At 68.8% G+C, this 15,814-nt stretch carries 14 protein-coding genes and 1 pseudogene; 9 read left to right on the top strand and 6 right to left on the bottom strand.

Translation table 11 applies throughout. The features are described from left to right. Positions 1-29: 29 nt before the first annotated feature. From ACF08M_RS37200 to ACF08M_RS37190, 3 genes are all read right to left on the bottom strand, one after another. Positions 30-236 (bottom strand): DUF397 domain-containing protein, encoded by a 207-nt coding sequence (locus ACF08M_RS37200; protein ID WP_392189724.1) that lies wholly within the window; start codon positions 234-236, stop codon positions 30-32. 222 nt (positions 237-458) lie between these two features. Beyond that, positions 459-1,328, bottom strand: a complete 870-nt coding sequence (locus ACF08M_RS37195; protein WP_392189723.1) for a helix-turn-helix domain-containing protein — start codon at positions 1,326-1,328, stop codon at positions 459-461. Between the two features lie 242 nt (positions 1,329-1,570). Then, positions 1,571-2,293, bottom strand: coding sequence for a GPP34 family phosphoprotein (locus ACF08M_RS37190; protein WP_392189722.1), 723 nt, complete (start codon positions 2,291-2,293; stop codon positions 1,571-1,573). A 180-nt stretch (positions 2,294-2,473) separates the two neighbouring features. On the opposite strand from ACF08M_RS37190, the gene ACF08M_RS37185 reads away from it, so the two are divergent. The 6 genes from ACF08M_RS37185 (at position 2,474) to ACF08M_RS37160 (ending at position 10,947) form a co-directional block, all read left to right on the top strand. Continuing rightward, positions 2,474-4,927 (top strand): serine hydrolase, encoded by a 2,454-nt coding sequence (locus ACF08M_RS37185; RefSeq protein ID WP_392189721.1) that lies wholly within the window; start codon positions 2,474-2,476, stop codon positions 4,925-4,927. 171 nt (positions 4,928-5,098) lie between these two features. Then, complete coding sequence (locus ACF08M_RS37180; RefSeq protein ID WP_392189720.1) at positions 5,099-6,949, top strand: MFS transporter; 1,851 nt, start codon at positions 5,099-5,101, stop codon at positions 6,947-6,949. 148 nt (positions 6,950-7,097) lie between these two features. Further along, entirely contained in the window at positions 7,098-7,391 is a 294-nt protein-coding gene (locus ACF08M_RS37175) for a hypothetical protein (RefSeq protein WP_392189719.1), read from the top strand. 277 nt (positions 7,392-7,668) lie between these two features. Then, complete coding sequence (locus ACF08M_RS37170) at positions 7,669-8,115, top strand: hypothetical protein (RefSeq protein WP_392189718.1); 447 nt, start codon at positions 7,669-7,671, stop codon at positions 8,113-8,115. Next, the gene (locus ACF08M_RS37165) at positions 8,115-10,289 is read left to right on the top strand and encodes a hypothetical protein (protein WP_392189717.1); all 2,175 of its coding nucleotides are present in this window, start codon (positions 8,115-8,117) and stop codon (positions 10,287-10,289) included. The genes ACF08M_RS37170 and ACF08M_RS37165 overlap by 1 nt, the downstream gene beginning before the upstream one ends. 25 nt (positions 10,290-10,314) lie before the next feature. Continuing rightward, positions 10,315-10,947, top strand: coding sequence for a hypothetical protein (locus ACF08M_RS37160; RefSeq protein ID WP_392189716.1), 633 nt, complete (start codon positions 10,315-10,317; stop codon positions 10,945-10,947). Between the two features lie 144 nt (positions 10,948-11,091). On the opposite strand, the pseudogene ACF08M_RS37155 reads toward ACF08M_RS37160, so the two are convergent. After that, positions 11,092-11,221, bottom strand: a pseudogene (locus ACF08M_RS37155) (chaplin); the annotation flags it as partial. A 325-nt stretch (positions 11,222-11,546) separates the two neighbouring features. On the opposite strand from ACF08M_RS37155, the gene ACF08M_RS37150 reads away from it, so the two are divergent. Together ACF08M_RS37150 and ACF08M_RS37145 are read left to right on the top strand one after the other, a co-directional pair. Then, positions 11,547-12,191 (top strand): GNAT family N-acetyltransferase, encoded by a 645-nt coding sequence (locus ACF08M_RS37150; RefSeq protein WP_392189715.1) that lies wholly within the window; start codon positions 11,547-11,549, stop codon positions 12,189-12,191. Continuing rightward, on the top strand, positions 12,188-13,060 hold the full coding sequence (locus tag ACF08M_RS37145; RefSeq protein WP_392189714.1) for a PaaX family transcriptional regulator C-terminal domain-containing protein: 873 nt from the start codon (positions 12,188-12,190) through the stop codon (positions 13,058-13,060). Before ACF08M_RS37150 ends, ACF08M_RS37145 begins: the two co-directional genes overlap by 4 nt. Before the next feature lie 167 nt (positions 13,061-13,227). On the opposite strand, the gene ACF08M_RS37140 is transcribed toward ACF08M_RS37145, so the two are convergent. Beyond that, on the bottom strand, positions 13,228-14,331 hold the full coding sequence (locus ACF08M_RS37140; protein WP_392189713.1) for a trypsin-like serine peptidase: 1,104 nt from the start codon (positions 14,329-14,331) through the stop codon (positions 13,228-13,230). A 124-nt stretch (positions 14,332-14,455) separates the two neighbouring features. Here ACF08M_RS37140 and ACF08M_RS37135 point away from each other — a divergent pair, with 124 nt between their 5' ends. Beyond that, entirely contained in the window at positions 14,456-14,581 is a 126-nt protein-coding gene (locus ACF08M_RS37135) for a hypothetical protein (RefSeq protein ID WP_392189712.1), read from the top strand. A 10-nt stretch (positions 14,582-14,591) separates the two neighbouring features. Here ACF08M_RS37135 and ACF08M_RS37130 read toward each other — a convergent pair whose 3' ends face one another. Continuing rightward, complete coding sequence (locus tag ACF08M_RS37130) at positions 14,592-15,812, bottom strand: cytochrome P450 (RefSeq protein WP_392189711.1); 1,221 nt, start codon at positions 15,810-15,812, stop codon at positions 14,592-14,594. Positions 15,813-15,814: the final 2 nt, after the last annotated feature.

Raw genomic sequence — 15,814 nt, 5'->3', positions numbered from 1 at the left:
GCTGCGATGCGAACGGTGGGAAGCGTGGATCAGGCGCCGACGGCACCCGTGCCGATGTCACGTACGAAGGCGTTCCACGCGGTGGGGACGAACGTGATCGAAGGGCCCTCGGGGGCCTTCGAGTCGCGTACGGCGATTGCCTGTGCGAGGGGCGACTTGACTTCGACGCAGGCGCCGTTGCCCCCGGAATACGAGGACTTCGTCCACTTGTCCGTAGCACCCTGACGAATGGCCATGTTCACTCCGGTTCAGAGAGTCGTGTAAGGACACCAACAGTGTTCCGGTTGGTGTGATCGACGCTACTCGCCAAGTTCCTTGAGCGAAGGGGGTGTTCACTCGACTGGATGGTATATACCAGCAAAGTCTTCCCCAGCGGGTGAGCGGCGGTGTACCTTGCCGCCGCCCCTCCCGTAACACCGCTTCATCTCCGCATACCAGACTTTTCGTGCTGTCCGCATCTATGCGCCCGAGTGCCCGGCGTAGTCCTTCGCGATGCCGCTGATGAAGTCCCGGGTCTGCTCCACATTCAACGCCTGTGCCCGCAGGTGCTCGTACATGACGCTGTACCGCTGTACGTCATTGGCCTTCTCCAGGTAGAGGTCGCTGGTGACGCCCTCGATATAGACGACACTGGAGTCCGCGGCGTCCGGGAATTCCAGAATGGCGTACTGCCCGTTGATGCCGGGGTGCGCACCCATCGCGAACGGCAGTACCTGCACCGTCACATGAGGCAGGTTCGACAGCTCGACCAGTCGCTCCAGCTGCTCGATCATCACCTGCTTGCCGCCGACCATCCGGCGCAGCGCGGACTCGTCGATCACCGCCCACAGCCGCAGCGGATGCTCCTGGGCGGTGATGCGGTCCTGGCGGCGGGCCCGGACACTGACGCGCTTGTCGATGTCGCTCGGCGGGGCCTCCGGAAGCGCGCCGTTGATCAGCGCCTCGGCGTAACCACGGGTCTGCAGCAGGCCCGGGACCACCTGGGGTTCGTACACCCGCAGCGACTCGGCATCGGTCTCCAGACCGATGTAGACGCTGTACGGGATGTCGCCGAAGGCGTGCCACCAGCCCTGCTGGCGCGAGTCCTTGGCCATCTGCATGAGTGAGTCGACGATCCGGTGATCCTCGACCTCGTACACCCCGCAGAGGTCGCGTACATCGCGCTGACTGATGGAGCGGCGGCCGTTTTCGAGGCGGCTGATCTTCGACTGCGAGACCAGCAGCCGCTCCGCGACCTCCTCGGCCGTCATGCCCTTGAGCTCGCGCAGTCGGCGCAATTCCTGGCCCAACCGGCGTCGCCTGACGGTGGGATTGACATTGGACGGCACGGAAACGGCACCTCCGGCTATGTAGCTGTGCGTATCTACTGCTGAGCAGATTGCCACCCCCGACCCCGTCCGCGCTGGGAAATGGCCACACGCGGGCGCGCGGGGCAGCCGTGAATCCGGCTGCCCCGCGCTTGGTGCGGCTCCCGAACCGGGTCTTGGGGACGACGGTGCGGTGGTATTCGGTTGGTGCTGCGGTGCTGCGGTGCTGCGGTGCTGCGGTGCGTGTGGCGGCGGGTGCGGTCCTAGTGGGCCGCGGTGTGCGCCATGCTGCCGCGGCGTGACTGCGACTGAACTTGCGGTTGCAACGGCATTCCGGCCGCCTGGTTGCGGCGCGGCTGTGCGACCGCGCCGTTCTGGACGTCCATCACGGCGTGCGCCACGAGTCCGCCCATCGGGTCGTGCCTGATCAGGTCCCGGAGCCTGGAGCGCGATGAACGCCCCTCGTTCCCGGGGTACAGGTGCTTGCCGAGTCCGACCGCGTGGGCCAGCGCGGCGAGCGCCGCGGTCCGCGGGTCCGGCGGTACGCCGGTGCGGATCGCACTGTCCAGCCTGGTTTTGATGTCCCGGCTGATCGCCGTGTCCGTCGCCTGGTAGCGAGTTGTCGGCAGTACACCGCACATCTGGCCCGCCACGGCATGCACCATGCCGCACCGCTCCAGATGGGCGAGGTAGATCTGACGCAGCCCCAGGCGGGGTCCGCCGATCCAGTGGACCGCCCGAACCGGGCTGCCGCGTCGGCGCAGCAGTTCCAGTGCGGAGTCCAGAGTCGGATCTCCTGTCGGCCGTGGCATCACCACGGCGATACGATCCCCGTCAGGGGCTATCCGTCCTGCCAGAGCCAGCTCCACTAGCTGAGCTCCGGCGAGGCCGAGGTCGAGCGACTGCGGCTGCGCTGTGGTACCCGTGGCCGGGTCCAGAGCGAGCAGCAGAAGCTCCTCCGGAATTGTTCTGCGGCTCCTGCCCATCCATGCCTCCCCGCGTGGATGAATGACAGGGTGACCCCTCTCACATTGGTCTGTCGAGAGCGCCTGGGTGCTTTGTAAGGGAACCAGTAGGTATGTCGTTCTCGTCTAGCAGCCGGGCCGGTGATTCACACGGGACACTGGTAGATGGTTCGGACAGCGCGGGGGTGTCCCCCGCGCCGCATGGAGGAGGCATCGGTGGCGGGCGAGTCCCCCGGCAAGTCGAAGCAGCAGGAGTCGTCGGGGACGGCTCGGAGTGAAAGCGATCCGCGGCTTGCCGTCTTCCGTGAACCGTCCGCCGATGGCGCGGCCGGCACCAAGACGGACACGGCCACGGCGGTCTTCCGCACGACGCCGTCCGAGAACGGCGAAGGCGCCAAGACGGACACGGCCACGGCGGCCTTCCGCGCGTCGCCGTCCGGGGGCGGCGAGAGCGGCGACAAGGGTACGGGTGGTGACGACTCGGAGCCGTCGGCGGACGCGGGCGCGGACGCGAGCGCGGAGACCGAGGCCGAGCCCGGGGTTGCGGCTGAGGCCGAAGGCTCTGACGGCGCTGTGGGCGCCGAGGAGGCCGCGGACGCCAAGGGAGCCGCGAAGGACGCCGGGCGTCCGGAGAAGGCGCCTGAGGCCTCGGAGAGCGCGGCTGCGGCTGAGCCCGCGGATGCCGCCGCGGACGAGGCGGCGGCGGAGCCCGTCGAGGGCGTCGGCAGCACCGGGGAAGGCGACGCGCGGCTGCGTGCGGCCGTTGCCGCCTGGGTGTCGAAGGACGACGACGCGGACGAGGACGCGAAGGGCGGTGCCTCGAAGGACGACGACGGCGCGAAGGGCGGTGCCTCGGAGGACGGGGCCGCGAAGGACACGGAGACGGGCGCGGCTGCGGAAGGCGGAGCTTCGGACGACGCGGCTGCGGACGCGGCGACCGCGTCGAGCGGTGCCGACGACGCGGACAAGGACGCGGGCGAGCCGTCCGGCGACAAGGCTTCCTCCGACGAGAAGAAGAAGGCCGACGACGCCGACGCCAAGGGCGCCGGCAAGGACAAGGGCGCCGACGAGGCCAAGGGTGCCGGGAAGGCCAAGGGCGCCGACGGCAAGCAGGGCGTCGATCAGCCGACCGCCATCTTCAGGTCCCCCGCCGCACCCAAGGCCGACCAGCCGACGACCGCCCTGAAGATCCCCCCGACCGAGCCAAAGGCCGGGGCGAAGCCCGAGTCCGCCGCCGAGCGGACCAGTAAGTTCGTCCCCCTGCGTGGGGACGACGTACGGCCGACGACGGCGCCCGCGCCCCGTAAGCCCGAGACGCCCGCTGCCCCTGCCTCCCCTGCCGCCGCAGAGCGGACCACGCAGCAGCCCATGCCGCCGAAGCCGCCGCTCGACCTGCTGGCCGAGCTGACGAACACGCCTCCCCCGCCGGAGACGCCGGTCCGCACCGCCGTCCGCAGGGTCAAGATCTGGACCCCGCTGGTGCTGCTCCTGCTGATCGTCTTTGCGATCGCGCAGTTGGTGCGCCCGCTTCCGGAGCCCGAGCTCCAGATGTCGGCGAAGCCGACATACACCTTTGAGGGCAGCAAGCCGTCGCTGCCCTGGCCCAATGAGGGCCAGGGCTACATGGCGGCGACCGGCCTGGGCCCGGTGGGCTCGTTCGGCGAGCAGAAGGCCGTGCCGATCGGCTCCGTGGCCAAGGCGATGACCGCGTACATCGTGCTCAAGGACCACCCGCTGAAGAAGGGCGAGGAAGGGCCGTCCATAGAGGTCGACGCCGCGGCGGAGAAGGAGGGCGGGTACGACGCGGTGGGCGAGTCGACGCTCAGCACCGTGAAGAAGGGCGACAAGCTCACCCTCAAGCAGGCGCTGTCGGCCATCATGATTCCGTCCGCCAACAACATCGCGCGGCTGCTGGCGCGCTGGGACGCGGGTTCCGAGGAGGCGTTCGTCAAGAAGATGAACGACACCGCCAAGTCGCTCGGCATGAAGAACACCACGTACACCGACCCGTCCGGCCTCAACGCGACCACGGTCAGTTCGGCCGAGGACCAGGTGAAGCTGGGCGAGAAGCTGGTGGAGATCCCGGCGCTGATGGCGATCACCGTACTGCCGTCGTGGACCGACCCCTCGGGTCACGAGTGGCGGAACTGGAACAGCCTCGTTCCGTTCAACGGCTCGCTCGGCATCAAGACCGGCTCCACCACCAAGGCCGGCGGCAACCTGCTCTTCGCCGCGCACAAGATGGTCGGCGACACCGACCAGCTGATCGTCGGCGCCGTGCTGGGCCAGCACAAGAACCCGATCATCGACACGGTCAACGCGGTCAGCAAGGACGTCATGATCGCGACGCAGGATCTGCTGAAGAACGCGAAGGTCATCAAGAAGGGCGATGTCGTCGGCACTGTCTCGGACGGCCTGGGCGGCAGCACCCCGGTGGTCGCGACCAAGGACGTGTCGGCGGTCGGATGGTCCGGTCTCACGGTCAAGCTCGAACTGAACGACGACGGCAAGACGATCCCGCACTCGGCGGCGGCCGGCACTCACGTCGGCACGCTCACCGTTGGTGAGGGAAGAAGCCAGGTGAAGGTGCCCGTCGCGCTGAAGAGCGATCTGACGGAGCCGAAGTTCGGCGACAAGCTGACCCGGCTCGGCTGACGGGGCCATGGCCGAAACGGCCTGGTAGCGGGAAGAGGGCGTCGATCCCGGCGCCCTCTTTCCGACTGCGCACGTGTTAGCGTCCCGGAGCAACTCACGGATGCCGATCCGGCGTCCTCACCGATGTATGGGGCGCGGGGCCGGCGGATATGGGAGACGGGGAGAGCCGTAGTGACCACCTCGGAGCCGAGGCCCGGCCGTGAGTCGGCGGACAACGGCGGAATGAGGGGCAGCGGTGGCGGCGGCGTGCGCACGGTCGCGCCCTTCCCGGACGCTTCCGGGCCGTCGTCCGGCACCTCGCCCGGTGGGACCCGTGGCGGGCTCCTGCGTCGGCACCCGGTCCTGCTGACGACCGTGGTCGCCGCGGTCACCCACCTGCTCTGGTTCTTCTTCTTCGCGAACAGCGGCGGCGACCTCGCGGCCCAGGACGCCTGGGCCGAGTTCGTCGGCCGGCACCCCGGTACCGCGTACAACCTCGCCTGGTACGGGGGCATGCACCCCGTCTCGTACAGCGTCGTCTCGCCGTATGTGATGTCGGTGCTCGGCGTGCGGACGACGATGATGGTCGCCGGGACCGTGTCGGCGGCGCTGACCGCGCTGATCCTGGTCCGGGTCCGGGCCGTCCGCAATCCGCTCGCCTGCTCGCTGGCCGGGGTCTTCGCGTACCTGTGCAACGCGCTGTCCGGGCGGGTGACGTTCGGGCTCGGCATGATGTTCGCGGTGGGCGCGGTGGCCGCGGTGTTCTGCTGGCCGCACCGGTGGCGGTACAAGCGCTGGGCGAAGGCGGCCGTCGCCGCACCGCTCGCCGGACTCGCGACGGCGAGCAGCCCCGTGGCCGGACTGTTCCTGGGCGTGGTGGCCGCCGCGCTCTTCCTGAACAAGCGGCGCCCCGGCGCGTACGCGCTGGGCCTGGCCCCGGTCGCGGTCGTGGCGCTGTCCGCGTGGCTGTTCCCGTTCTCCGGTACGCAGCCGATGTCGATCGCGACGCTGTCGTTGCCGTTCCTCTTCGCGGTCCTCGTCTTCGTCCTCGTACCGCGCGACTGGAAGACGGTCCGTACCGCGGCTGCCGTGTACGGCGTCGGGACGCTGCTGACTTATGTGATCGACTCGCAGATTGGCTCGAACGTCACGCGGATGGCGATGCTGTTCGCCGGTGTGGTGCTGCTTGCCGCGCTGCCGTACACGAAGCCGCGCTCCCGGCGCTGGTACGCGCTGATCGTCGCCTTCGCCGGGCTGAACTTCTGGATCGGCTTCAAGGGCGTCGACGACATCGTCCGCACCGCCCCCGCCGCCTCCTGGACGCGTGAGCTGGCCCCGCTGGTCAACCAGCTCCAGGAGGTCGGCGCGGAGCGCGGCCGGGTCGAGGTCGTGCCCGCGAGCAGCCACCGCGAGGCGTCCGCGCTCGCGCCGTACGTCAACCTGGCCCGTGGCTGGAACCGACAGGCGGACATGGAGCGCAATCCCCTCTTCTACGACGACACTCTGAACAGCGCCAACTACCGCGAGTGGCTCGACCGCTGGGCGGTGCACTACGTGGTGCTGCCCAGGGGGACGCCGGACTCCAGCGGCGCGGTGCAGGAGGCGGAGCTGATCGATGACGGGCTGCCGTATCTGAAGCTGGTCTGGTCCGACGCCAACTGGAGGCTCTTCGAGGTCGACGGCCCGGTACCGCTGGCCGATCCGCCCGCCACGGTGGACAAGGCGGGGGCGAACGAGCTGACCATCCATGTGAAGAAGGCCGGCCGGGTCCTGATCCGTATCCCGTACTCGCGCTGGCTTGCCCTGGTCGACGACAAGGGCAAGAGCGTCGAGCGGCCGCAGGAGACCGAGGAGTCCAAGCAGCGGGAGGACGAGAACACTCCCCGGACCTTCGTCAACACCAACGGCTGCCTGAGCAAGGTCGAGGAGGACGCGGCCGGCGACGAGTGGACGGAGCTGCTCGCGCCGCGGCCGGGCGTGTACCGGCTGGCCGCGCCCTACCAGCTCTCACCCGGCACACCGTGCCCGGAGGAGCTGCGCTGAGCGCTCACCGGCGAGGTGCGGGCACGGCGCGGGCACGGGGCACGTCGGCCCGAGCCGGGGTGCGACCGGAACGGTTCGGCGGGGACGGAAGCGTTGCGGACTTAGCGTCGGACCATGACGGACACGAAGTACGTACTCGCTGTTTCCGATGGCCCCGACGGCACCGCCCCCGACACCGCTGGCACCGCCCCCGACACAGCCTGACCACTGGCACGCTTCGGCGACCACCACCGCGGCCGACCTCGCCCCCTTCACCGGAGCCGACCTCGACGAGGCACGCAGTCGGCTCACCCGCCTCGCCAGGATCTGGGCGAACCGCCTGGACGCCCTGACGCCCGACGAACTCGACCGGTCGCCCGGCGCGGGGTGGACCTTCCGGCAGCTCGCCTTCCACGTGGCCGAGTCGGTCTACTACGCGGACTCCGTGGGCGACCAGCATTGAGGCGAAGGCGTCGCCCATGCCGGCGGCCGGGTACCGGGAGAGACCCGCTCTCAACCTGGCTGTGGCGCGGGTGAGTTCGGCGAAGGTGGGAACGGGTGCCCCAGCGGCGGTACGTGTGGCGGGCCGACGGAGAGAGCCCAGCAAGGGGGCAGGCTGTCCGGTCATCCGCTCCAATTGCTTGTGTAGGCTCGGCCCTTGACATGATTGGGACGTCTTGTGATCTTCCCGAGTGGAACGTCGATTGCTTGGTTGTCCGTACGGGGGAGGATTTCACCAGATGGTGTGGGACGAATGGGAGCAGCTGAAGGCCGAAGCCAGCAGTAGAAGCTCCTCGCGCATGCAATTGAACGGGGTTCCGAGCGGCACGGGCGGCGGCGGGCAGCAGGGTGACCTCAAGGTCGACCAGCAGGACCTGGCCGCAGTCGGTGACAGCGCGTTCAAACTGTTCACGGACCTCGGCCGCTACGGCCGTGACGCCTGGTCCAGCAGTCAGACCGCCGCCAAGGACCTCAAGACGCAGGAGTTCGAGCTCGGGGGCGCCCTGGACTCGGTCCAGGAACGGTGGGAGAAATCGCTGACCACCCTGCTCGATGCCTGTGCCCACATCTCCAACCACATGGACTTCACGAAGAAGGCCCACGCGGGCGACGAGTACTACATCGCGTCGACCGTCAGCAGCATCGCCACCCTTGACGAGGGTTTTGACGAGGGGACGAAGCGCTGATGGACCTCGAAGCACTGCGTCACGCCAACTTCTCGGCGCTGAAGACCGCGATCACCGACTGGGGCACGGTCGTCAAGAGCCTGACGAGGCTGGAGAAGCAGTCGCGCGACGACATGAAGGCCAAGGCCGACAAGGCCAACTGGGCGGGTCTCAATGCCACCGTCTCGCGCGAGTTCATCTCCAAGACGGCCGGTGAGTTCTCCGACGCCCTCACCCAGGCGACCTCCATCCACAACATCCTCACGGACACGTACGACGAGCTCGTCGGGTACCGGGACAAGCTCAAGCAGGCCCTGGACGACGGCTTCGAGAAGGACAAGCTCTCGGTCTACGGTGAGAAGGGCGGAGGCTTCCGTGTCATCGCCGCCGTCCACCCCGAACCTCCCGGCACCAAGGAGAAGGCCGAGGCTCTCAGGGACACGATCCAGGTATTCCTCGGCGCGGCCACGACGAGCGACTCCACCGCTGCCCGTGCCCTGAAGGCGATAGCCGAACAGGCCGACTACGGCTTCTCCGGCGCCAAGTACGCCGACCGCGACTCCGCCGCCGACGCGCTGAAGAAGGCCGACGACATGGCGAAGCTGGCGAAGGACGCCAAGAAGATGTCGCCCGAGGAACTCGCCGAGTTCCAGCGGACCATGTCCAAGTACAAGGACGACGAGCTCTTCGCCGCCCAGTTCGCCTCCAAGCTGGGGGGCAAGGAGACCCTGCAGTTCTGGAATGACCTCGCCGACGTCCACGCAGGCGCGAGAGGCGAGGAGCTCAAGCAGCTCCAGAGCATTCAGAGGGACCTGAGCATGACGCTCGCGACGGCCACGCTGTCCGATGCGGACGGCATGCAGGAGTGGAAGAAGAAGGTCCTCGACGAGGCGACCACGGCCTTCCGGTCCAACCCCTCGGACCCGCTGAGGCCGTACGGTGCCTTTGGCTACCAGGTCATGAGCAGCCTGATGCACCACGGCAAGTACGACGCCGAGTTCCTCGATGCCTACGGCAAGCAGCTCCTGAAGATGGACATGGCGCCGGCCGGAAGCCCCGGCATGGGCACCAACGACCTCTGGAAGGCCGGAAACGTCACGGACCTCGTCTTCGGCAAGGACAACGGCAGCGACCCGCTGATCGGTTACATGAAGGCCCTGTCGCACAACCCCGAGGCCGCGCTGGAGACCTTCGACGACAAGAAGGTCTTCGAGCACATGCTGGAGAGCACCCGGTACACCGACCGCGACGGTTCGGTGGCACACGCCCTGGAGGCGGCGGTGACGGGCTACGGGGACGGCGAGAAGGCGACCGACATCAGGCCGCACAGCAAGGCGCAGGTCGCCCTGATGAAGGAGGTCATGCACGCGGTCGCGCAGCCGGGGACCGGCGCCGACCTGGTGAACAAGGCCACGGGCGAGAGCTTCGGCGACATGGCGGCCGCCTACATGTCCGAGATCAGCCGGTCGGTCTCCGGTACAGGAGCCGAGTCGATCTTCTGGAGCAACAGCCAGGATCCCGGCGGGCTCGACAAGCTGGATGCCACACGGTTCCTGTACGAGACGGCCCGCGACCCCATGGGCCGCGCCGCGATCATCATCGGGGAGAGCGTCTACACGGCGAGTTCCCTGGAGGCGCACATCGCCCAGCCGGAACTTTTCGATGGAAAGACGGAGGACGCGGTCAAGGCCATCTCCACGAACGCCGGAATCATCGAGGGCATCGTCGGACACTCGGTCGCGGACGCGCAGATCGCCGGTGACCTGGAGGCCGAGAAGGACGCGAACGATGCCCTCAAGACCAAGGGCGACATGGTCAAGTCCGTCCTGTCCGCCGGGGTCGGCGTGGGTACCGTCGTCCTGGTGGGAACGGCACCGGCCGCGGCGGCGGCGGGTGCCGCGGTCAGCGGCTTCTTCGGCGGAATCGCAGGTATGGCCGTCGACCGCCTCATCGACGGGCAGCAGATCGACGGCGCCCTGGACCAGGCCCTCTACGACAGCGGGGGGCAGCTGAACGACTCCTTGGAATCGGCCAACGTGCAGACACAGGAGAGCGCCGTCAAGGCCATCGAGGAGCACGGGTCCAAGGAATTGACAGAGGACGCCACGCGGAACATGATCCGCCAGGAGATTCAAGGGGGCTGGAATGACAGCGACAACATGCTGGAGGACGCCCATGCCCGGCCGGCCGCATAACGTCTGAGTGGATGTGGGAAGCCTCATGCAGGCGCGTCGAAAGAAAAACGTCATCACCGCAGGAATAGGTTGCCTGGTGGCGATCGCGGCGGTATTCGGATACCTGGAGATCTTCACCAAGGGTATCGACCGGCTGCCGGCCCGGCCGTGCGACGGTGCGGTGGACCGAGAGACGGCGGCGCGTGCCCTGCCCTCGGCGCGTTCGGCCGAGGAGCGGGGGAAGCTTCGGCAGGACCGGTTGGAGGGGGACTACTTCTTCGCCTGTTACGTACGCACCAGCGGTGGCTCCGTCATCTCGGGAGAAGTGGAGTCCCGTGACTCGGCTTCCGGCTCGTGGCGTGACTTCTACGCGGAGAACGGGTACGCCGTCGACCCGGTTGATGTGGCGTCCGGCGACATCAGAGCCGTGGCGCACCCGGACCGCGCGTATGTGTACATCCCTTGCACCCCGCCCGGCAAGAAGCCCGGCGAGGCGCGGGAAGCCTATGCGCTGACCGTCGACGCCCGCACCATCGGCAAGACTCGTGTCCACGGGAACGAGTTGCGGCAGGTTCTCGTCGACTTTGCCTACCAGCTCGCTCGCCACACGTACGAGGCTGTCGACTGCCAGGAGCCGCGGACCTTCCCGAAGGAACTGCCCCGGCTCCCTGCGGCCTGAGGAACACCTGGGGCCCGGGCCGCTTCCGCACGGTCCGGGCCTCGGCGTACACCGGTATCCGTCACGCCGCCGCCGCGACCCGCGCCGGGACCCGCCCGGTCCCGGCGCGGCTTGTGACTTGGTCGGCCAGCCGTTGACGCAGACGTTGCCCGGCGCCGGGTCGACCGCTCCGGTGACGTTCATGGAGTTGCCGCAGGCATTGACCGGGATTTCCACGGGCCTGCACCAGATTGCCGGAAAGCAGACCGGGCGAGCCCGTCGTGGTGCCCACCGCTGCTGCCTTCCTGTTTGACGGTCAGGGCGGAAGATTTCAAGTCCAGTGAGGCGGTCATGACGCTATGAGATTTGTGGTGCGGGTTCGCGGCGCTTGACCGGGTCGTTGATCCAGGCGTTCTGCGGTATCTCGGGTGGTCGCGGGCGGCGGCCGAAGCGTGGACATCCGGGCGGGCCGCCCGGTGGCCGCTCGGGGGCCTACGTACGCGCAGGTACAGGCCCTGGCCGATCCTCTTTCTATCATTTGCAAAACGTTCGTTTCCATCATGAACGCATTACGCTCAAACGTGCAAGGTGGATCGACGGCCCGTGGGCGAGGAGAAGCGATGACGGACCACGAGAACCGTCCCGTGGAAGAGGGCGGCCCGGTGGTGGTGTGCCGACGGATTCCCGCAGGCGCCGAGGCGCGCGTCGCCGAGCTCTACTGGGACGCCTTCGGCCGCAAGCTCGGACCGGCCCTCAACCCGCCCGGGACGGCGAGGGAGTTCATCGCGGCGCATCTCCACCACGACCGCGGCGTCGCCGCGCTCATCGACGGCGAAGTGGTCGGCGTGGCCGGATACCAGCTCGGTGGGCGGGCGCTGACCGGGGGTGGTGCACGCTCCGTCCTGTCCACGTACGGAACGCTCGGCGGAATACCGAGGCTGCTGCTCCTCGCCCTGTTCTCGCGCACCCCGGCTGCCTGCGAGCTCGTGATGGACGGCATCGCGGTGAGCCCGGCACACCGTGGCCGCGGAATCGGGAGCCTGCTGCTGACGGAGATCGCTGCACTGGCCGCCGGCCACGGCTGCCGGCGCATCCGGCTGGACGTCATCGACGTCAACCCGCGGGCCCGCGCCCTCTACGAACGGCACGGCTTCACCGCGGCGCGCACCGCACGGACGCCCTGTCTGCGCGACCTGCTGGGCTTCTCGGCGGTCACGACCATGTACCGTCCGGTCACGGTGACGGACAGCCGGGAGGAACGATGAACGCCGGAAGAAGCAGGGTGGAGATTCCGACCCGTCTACTGGTGCACGCCCTCGTGCGCGAGGACGGCACGGTGGACGCCGGGGAGCTCTACACGGTCGCCGGCATGCTCGGCATGACCGACCAGCAGGTGAGGCTGTGCGTCAAACGCCTCGTGACAGAGGGCCGGTTCACCCACGAGGGCCGCGGCCGCAAGGCCGTACTGCGGGCCGTCACGGACGCCACGGGCTCCCTCGCCCCGGACGCCGACTACGTACGTCACGCCTACCGCCAGGACCGGGGACTCGCCCCATGGGACGGCACCTGGCATCTGTTCGCCTTCGCCGTTCCCGAGGCCAGACGAGCCGCCCGCGACGGCTTCCGCGACCACCTTCTCCGGCTGGGCGCCGCACCCGTCCAGGGCGGCTTCTACGCGAGCGCCAACCCCGTCGAGCAGCTCGTCGAGGCCGAGGCGCGACGCCTCGACGTCCTGGCCGCCGTCACCTTCCTCACCAGCACCGACCTGCGCATCGGCACCGTCAGTGAGCCGGGCGACCTGGCCGCGGCCCTCTGGCCGTTGAAGGAGATCGCGGAGCGGTACGAACGGCTCGCCGGCCTCGCCGAGTCCTGCCTCGCCGAGATCGGTGGCGGCCGGGCGCTGTCCGGCGCCGAGCAGCTGACCATGGCCGTCGAACTCGCGGCGGAGTTCGGCCGCGCGATGGAGCCGGATCCCCTGCTGCCGCCCGAACTGCTTCCCCGGCCCTGGCCCGGCAGTCGGGCCAGGGAACTCACCGCCACCTGCTGGACCCGCCTTCTGGAGGCCCGGCTCGAAGGGGGCGACTCCGTGCCCCTGCCGCGCCTGTTCCGCCTGTACGGGGACGTGCTGGGCTGACCCGGAGGACCGGCGCCCCCGCGCGCGGCTTCCGAGCCCTCGCCCTCGGCGGACGCCCGCGCGCAAGGCCGTCGGCCGGCACCGCTGACCTCCGGCGGTCGGTGAGGTTGTTTAGGGCCTGGCGGATCGCGGTGCGCTCAGATCATGCCGGCTCGCTCCCGGGGACACTAACGCGACTGCGCCCAGTCGTAGAGACGGTGGGCGCTGTCACCGAGGCGCGTGGCGTAGAGCGTGGGGGTCTGCCCGCCCGCGAGTTCCTCGTCGGTGGTGGTGACGCCCACGACGGTGCCGGTGCCGGTGCGGGTATCGAAGTGGGCCAGGTGAGGGCCACCGCTCGCCCCGGACGACATGTCACAGGTCTCACCCCACAGCAGGGGGGCCTTGGGACCGGGGTGGCTCGTGCCCGCGCAGTGGATCATGCGGGATCCGACGTACTTGTCCCCGGGGTCGTTGAGTCCGTACTTCGGGTACCCGAAGGCATGGACGAACTCGTCCTCGACGGGCCGGCCGAAACCGATGTGCTGGCTTCCGGTGACGTCCGCGATCCGGCGCCCCCCGGCAGCGGGGTTCGCCACGAGGAGACCCGTGTCGTAGCCGGCGGCAGCGACGTCCGACGACTCCGTGGTGCCCGGATCGGCGTCCCAGCGAGAAGAGGTGGCCATGGTCCTGACGCTGAAGCCGCCGAGCGGTTTCGTTCCGTTGCGATAGCCGGGCACGAAGTAGAAGTTGTGGTGCCAGGTGTCGTCGGCGGAAGGCGAGCCGACGCCTCTCAGGCAGTGTGCTGCCGTGATGACGGTACTGCGGTTGGCGCTGGTGACGACCGTCGCGGTGCAACTGCCGTCGTAGCCGTCGGAGAAGGTGAAGAACAGGCGGCCGACGTTCTTCACCGCCGCCCCGCCGTGTGTCCACACGGCCCCGGAGTCCGGCGTGTCCGAGGGAAGCGGCCTCGGGTCGTCCGGCGTGTTGTCGTCCTCGGGTACGGGGGTGATCTCGGGGACCAGAGCGCCTGCCAGCTTCATCCGCTCGGGGGTCCAGTAGGCGTTGATCCGGTCGCGCTCCTGTGCGGTCGTGGCGCCGGCGTGGGTGGTGGTGGTGTCCGCTCCCGCCGCGCTGCCGCTGGTGGACGACGGGTTGTACGGTGCGGCGTCGGCGGCCGGCGTGACCAGTGCGACGACGGCCGCCGACACCGCGACGGTGGCACCGATCGCGTGCCGGAGGCGCCTGCGGGTGCCGTCCTGGTGACCGAATGGGCGGTGAGAAGGTGTGCGCATGCGCGGGGACAGTAGTCACGCGATGTCAGGAACTGGTCAGAGGAATGTGTGCAGGCCGTGTCTGCACGGCGGGCCGGTGGGTCGGCGGGGCGTGCCGGACACGGACGGTTTTCGCGGGGAGCCATTGGGTCGTCAGGGCCCCCTGCTGCGGACACTGGGGCCGCGCGGCACAACCGCCGTCATGGCCGTCCTGTCCTTCGTGCTCGGCCTCAAGCTCCTCGGCGACGGCATCAGCATCCTCGCCACGTGAGATGGTCGCGCTAACCGTCGCCCTGCTCGATGTGCAGATGGACCGGCCCGCGCAGAATGGGGCTGCGCCGGTACGGTGGTGGGTCGGCGACCAGCCTGGGCCGGTCGAGGCGGCGTACCAGCCCGGTCAGTGCGATGTGCGTTTCCCTTCGGGCCAGCGGGGCGCCGAAGCACAGGTGGATGCCGCTGCCGAAGCCGAGGTGCTGGTTGTCACGCCGATCGGGGTCGAAGCGGTCGGGATCGTGGAAGTGGTCCGGATCGCGGTTGCCCGAGGCCAGCATCAGCATGATCTGCGAGCCCTTGGGGATCACGGTGCCGGCGACAGTGATGTCGCTGTACGCCGCCCGCCAGGGAATGATGTGCACGGGCGGCTCGTAGCGCAGCAGTTCCTCGACCAGCGGCACGATCAGGTCCGGTTCGTCGCGCAGTCGCTGCAGCACCTGCGGGTGGCGCAGCAGCGTCAGCATGCCGTTGGTGATGAGATTGACGGTGGTCTCGTGGCCGGCGATCAGCAGCAGATTGGCGGTGGCGACGATTTCCTCGTCGGTCATCCGCCCGTCGGGCCCGTCATCGTTGGCCAGCCGTGACAACAGGTCGTTGCCCGGTCGGCCGTGGCGTTGTTCGAGCAGCCCGCCGAGGTACTGGCGAAGGTCTTTACGGGCCTGCACGCCCTTGTCCAGTTTTTCCTTCGGGTCGGTCTTGGGGTTGTAGTCGATCGCGATGATGATGTCGTCCACCCAGAGGCGGAACCTCGGTTCGTCCTCGCGTGGCACGCCGAGCAGGCGGCAGATCACGGTGACGGGGAACGGGTAGGCGAAGTCGTCGACGATGTCGATCTGCTCCTTGCCCGCGAAGTCGTCGATCAGGCCGCTGACGATGGCGGCAAGATCGGGTTCCAAGCCGGTCACCAGTCCCGGGGTGTGCGGGGGGCCGAAATGGCGCATGGCCATACGCCGCAGGCGGTCGTGTTCGGGCGGGTCGAGGTTGATGAACGGCGGCGTGGTCTCATCCGCGGCTCCCGCCGTAGGACAGGACAGATTCCGCCTGTCCGAACTCAGGTGCGGGTTGTGCAGGATGTCCGTGATCTCGCCATAGGTGCTGATGACGTAGCTGCCGTCGTCCTGCAGGGACACCGGCGTCCTGCGCAGTTCGGTGTACAGCGGGTACGGGTCGGCTCGGGAGGAGTAGTCGAGGATCCGGCGCAGCATGCCGGGCGTCTCGGTCGTGGTCATCT

The sequence above is a fragment of the Streptomyces sp. NPDC015032 genome (assembly GCF_043080425.1).
Lineage (GTDB): Bacteria > Actinomycetota > Actinomycetes > Streptomycetales > Streptomycetaceae > Streptomyces.
The sequence above is the reverse complement of the archived record's forward strand: the minus strand, read 5'-3'. Positions and strand labels throughout refer to the sequence as shown.

Coding starts and splice junctions, on each gene's coding strand:
- ACF08M_RS37175 (WP_392189719.1), top strand. CDS start 7,098: ATGGCCCCGACGGCACCGCCCCCGACACCGCTGGCACCGCCCCCGACA.
- ACF08M_RS37185 (WP_392189721.1), top strand. CDS start 2,474: ATGGAGGAGGCATCGGTGGCGGGCGAGTCCCCCGGCAAGTCGAAGCAG.
- ACF08M_RS37145 (WP_392189714.1), top strand. CDS start 12,188: ATGAACGCCGGAAGAAGCAGGGTGGAGATTCCGACCCGTCTACTGGTG.
- ACF08M_RS37200 (WP_392189724.1), bottom strand. CDS start 236: ATGGCCATTCGTCAGGGTGCTACGGACAAGTGGACGAAGTCCTCGTAT.
- ACF08M_RS37160 (WP_392189716.1), top strand. CDS start 10,315: ATGCAGGCGCGTCGAAAGAAAAACGTCATCACCGCAGGAATAGGTTGC.
- ACF08M_RS37150 (WP_392189715.1), top strand. CDS start 11,547: ATGACGGACCACGAGAACCGTCCCGTGGAAGAGGGCGGCCCGGTGGTG.
- ACF08M_RS37165 (WP_392189717.1), top strand. CDS start 8,115: ATGGACCTCGAAGCACTGCGTCACGCCAACTTCTCGGCGCTGAAGACC.
- ACF08M_RS37130 (WP_392189711.1), bottom strand. CDS start 15,812: ATGACCACGACCGAGACGCCCGGCATGCTGCGCCGGATCCTCGACTAC.
- ACF08M_RS37140 (WP_392189713.1), bottom strand. CDS start 14,331: ATGCGCACACCTTCTCACCGCCCATTCGGTCACCAGGACGGCACCCGC.
- ACF08M_RS37170 (WP_392189718.1), top strand. CDS start 7,669: ATGGTGTGGGACGAATGGGAGCAGCTGAAGGCCGAAGCCAGCAGTAGA.
- ACF08M_RS37190 (WP_392189722.1), bottom strand. CDS start 2,293: ATGGGCAGGAGCCGCAGAACAATTCCGGAGGAGCTTCTGCTGCTCGCT.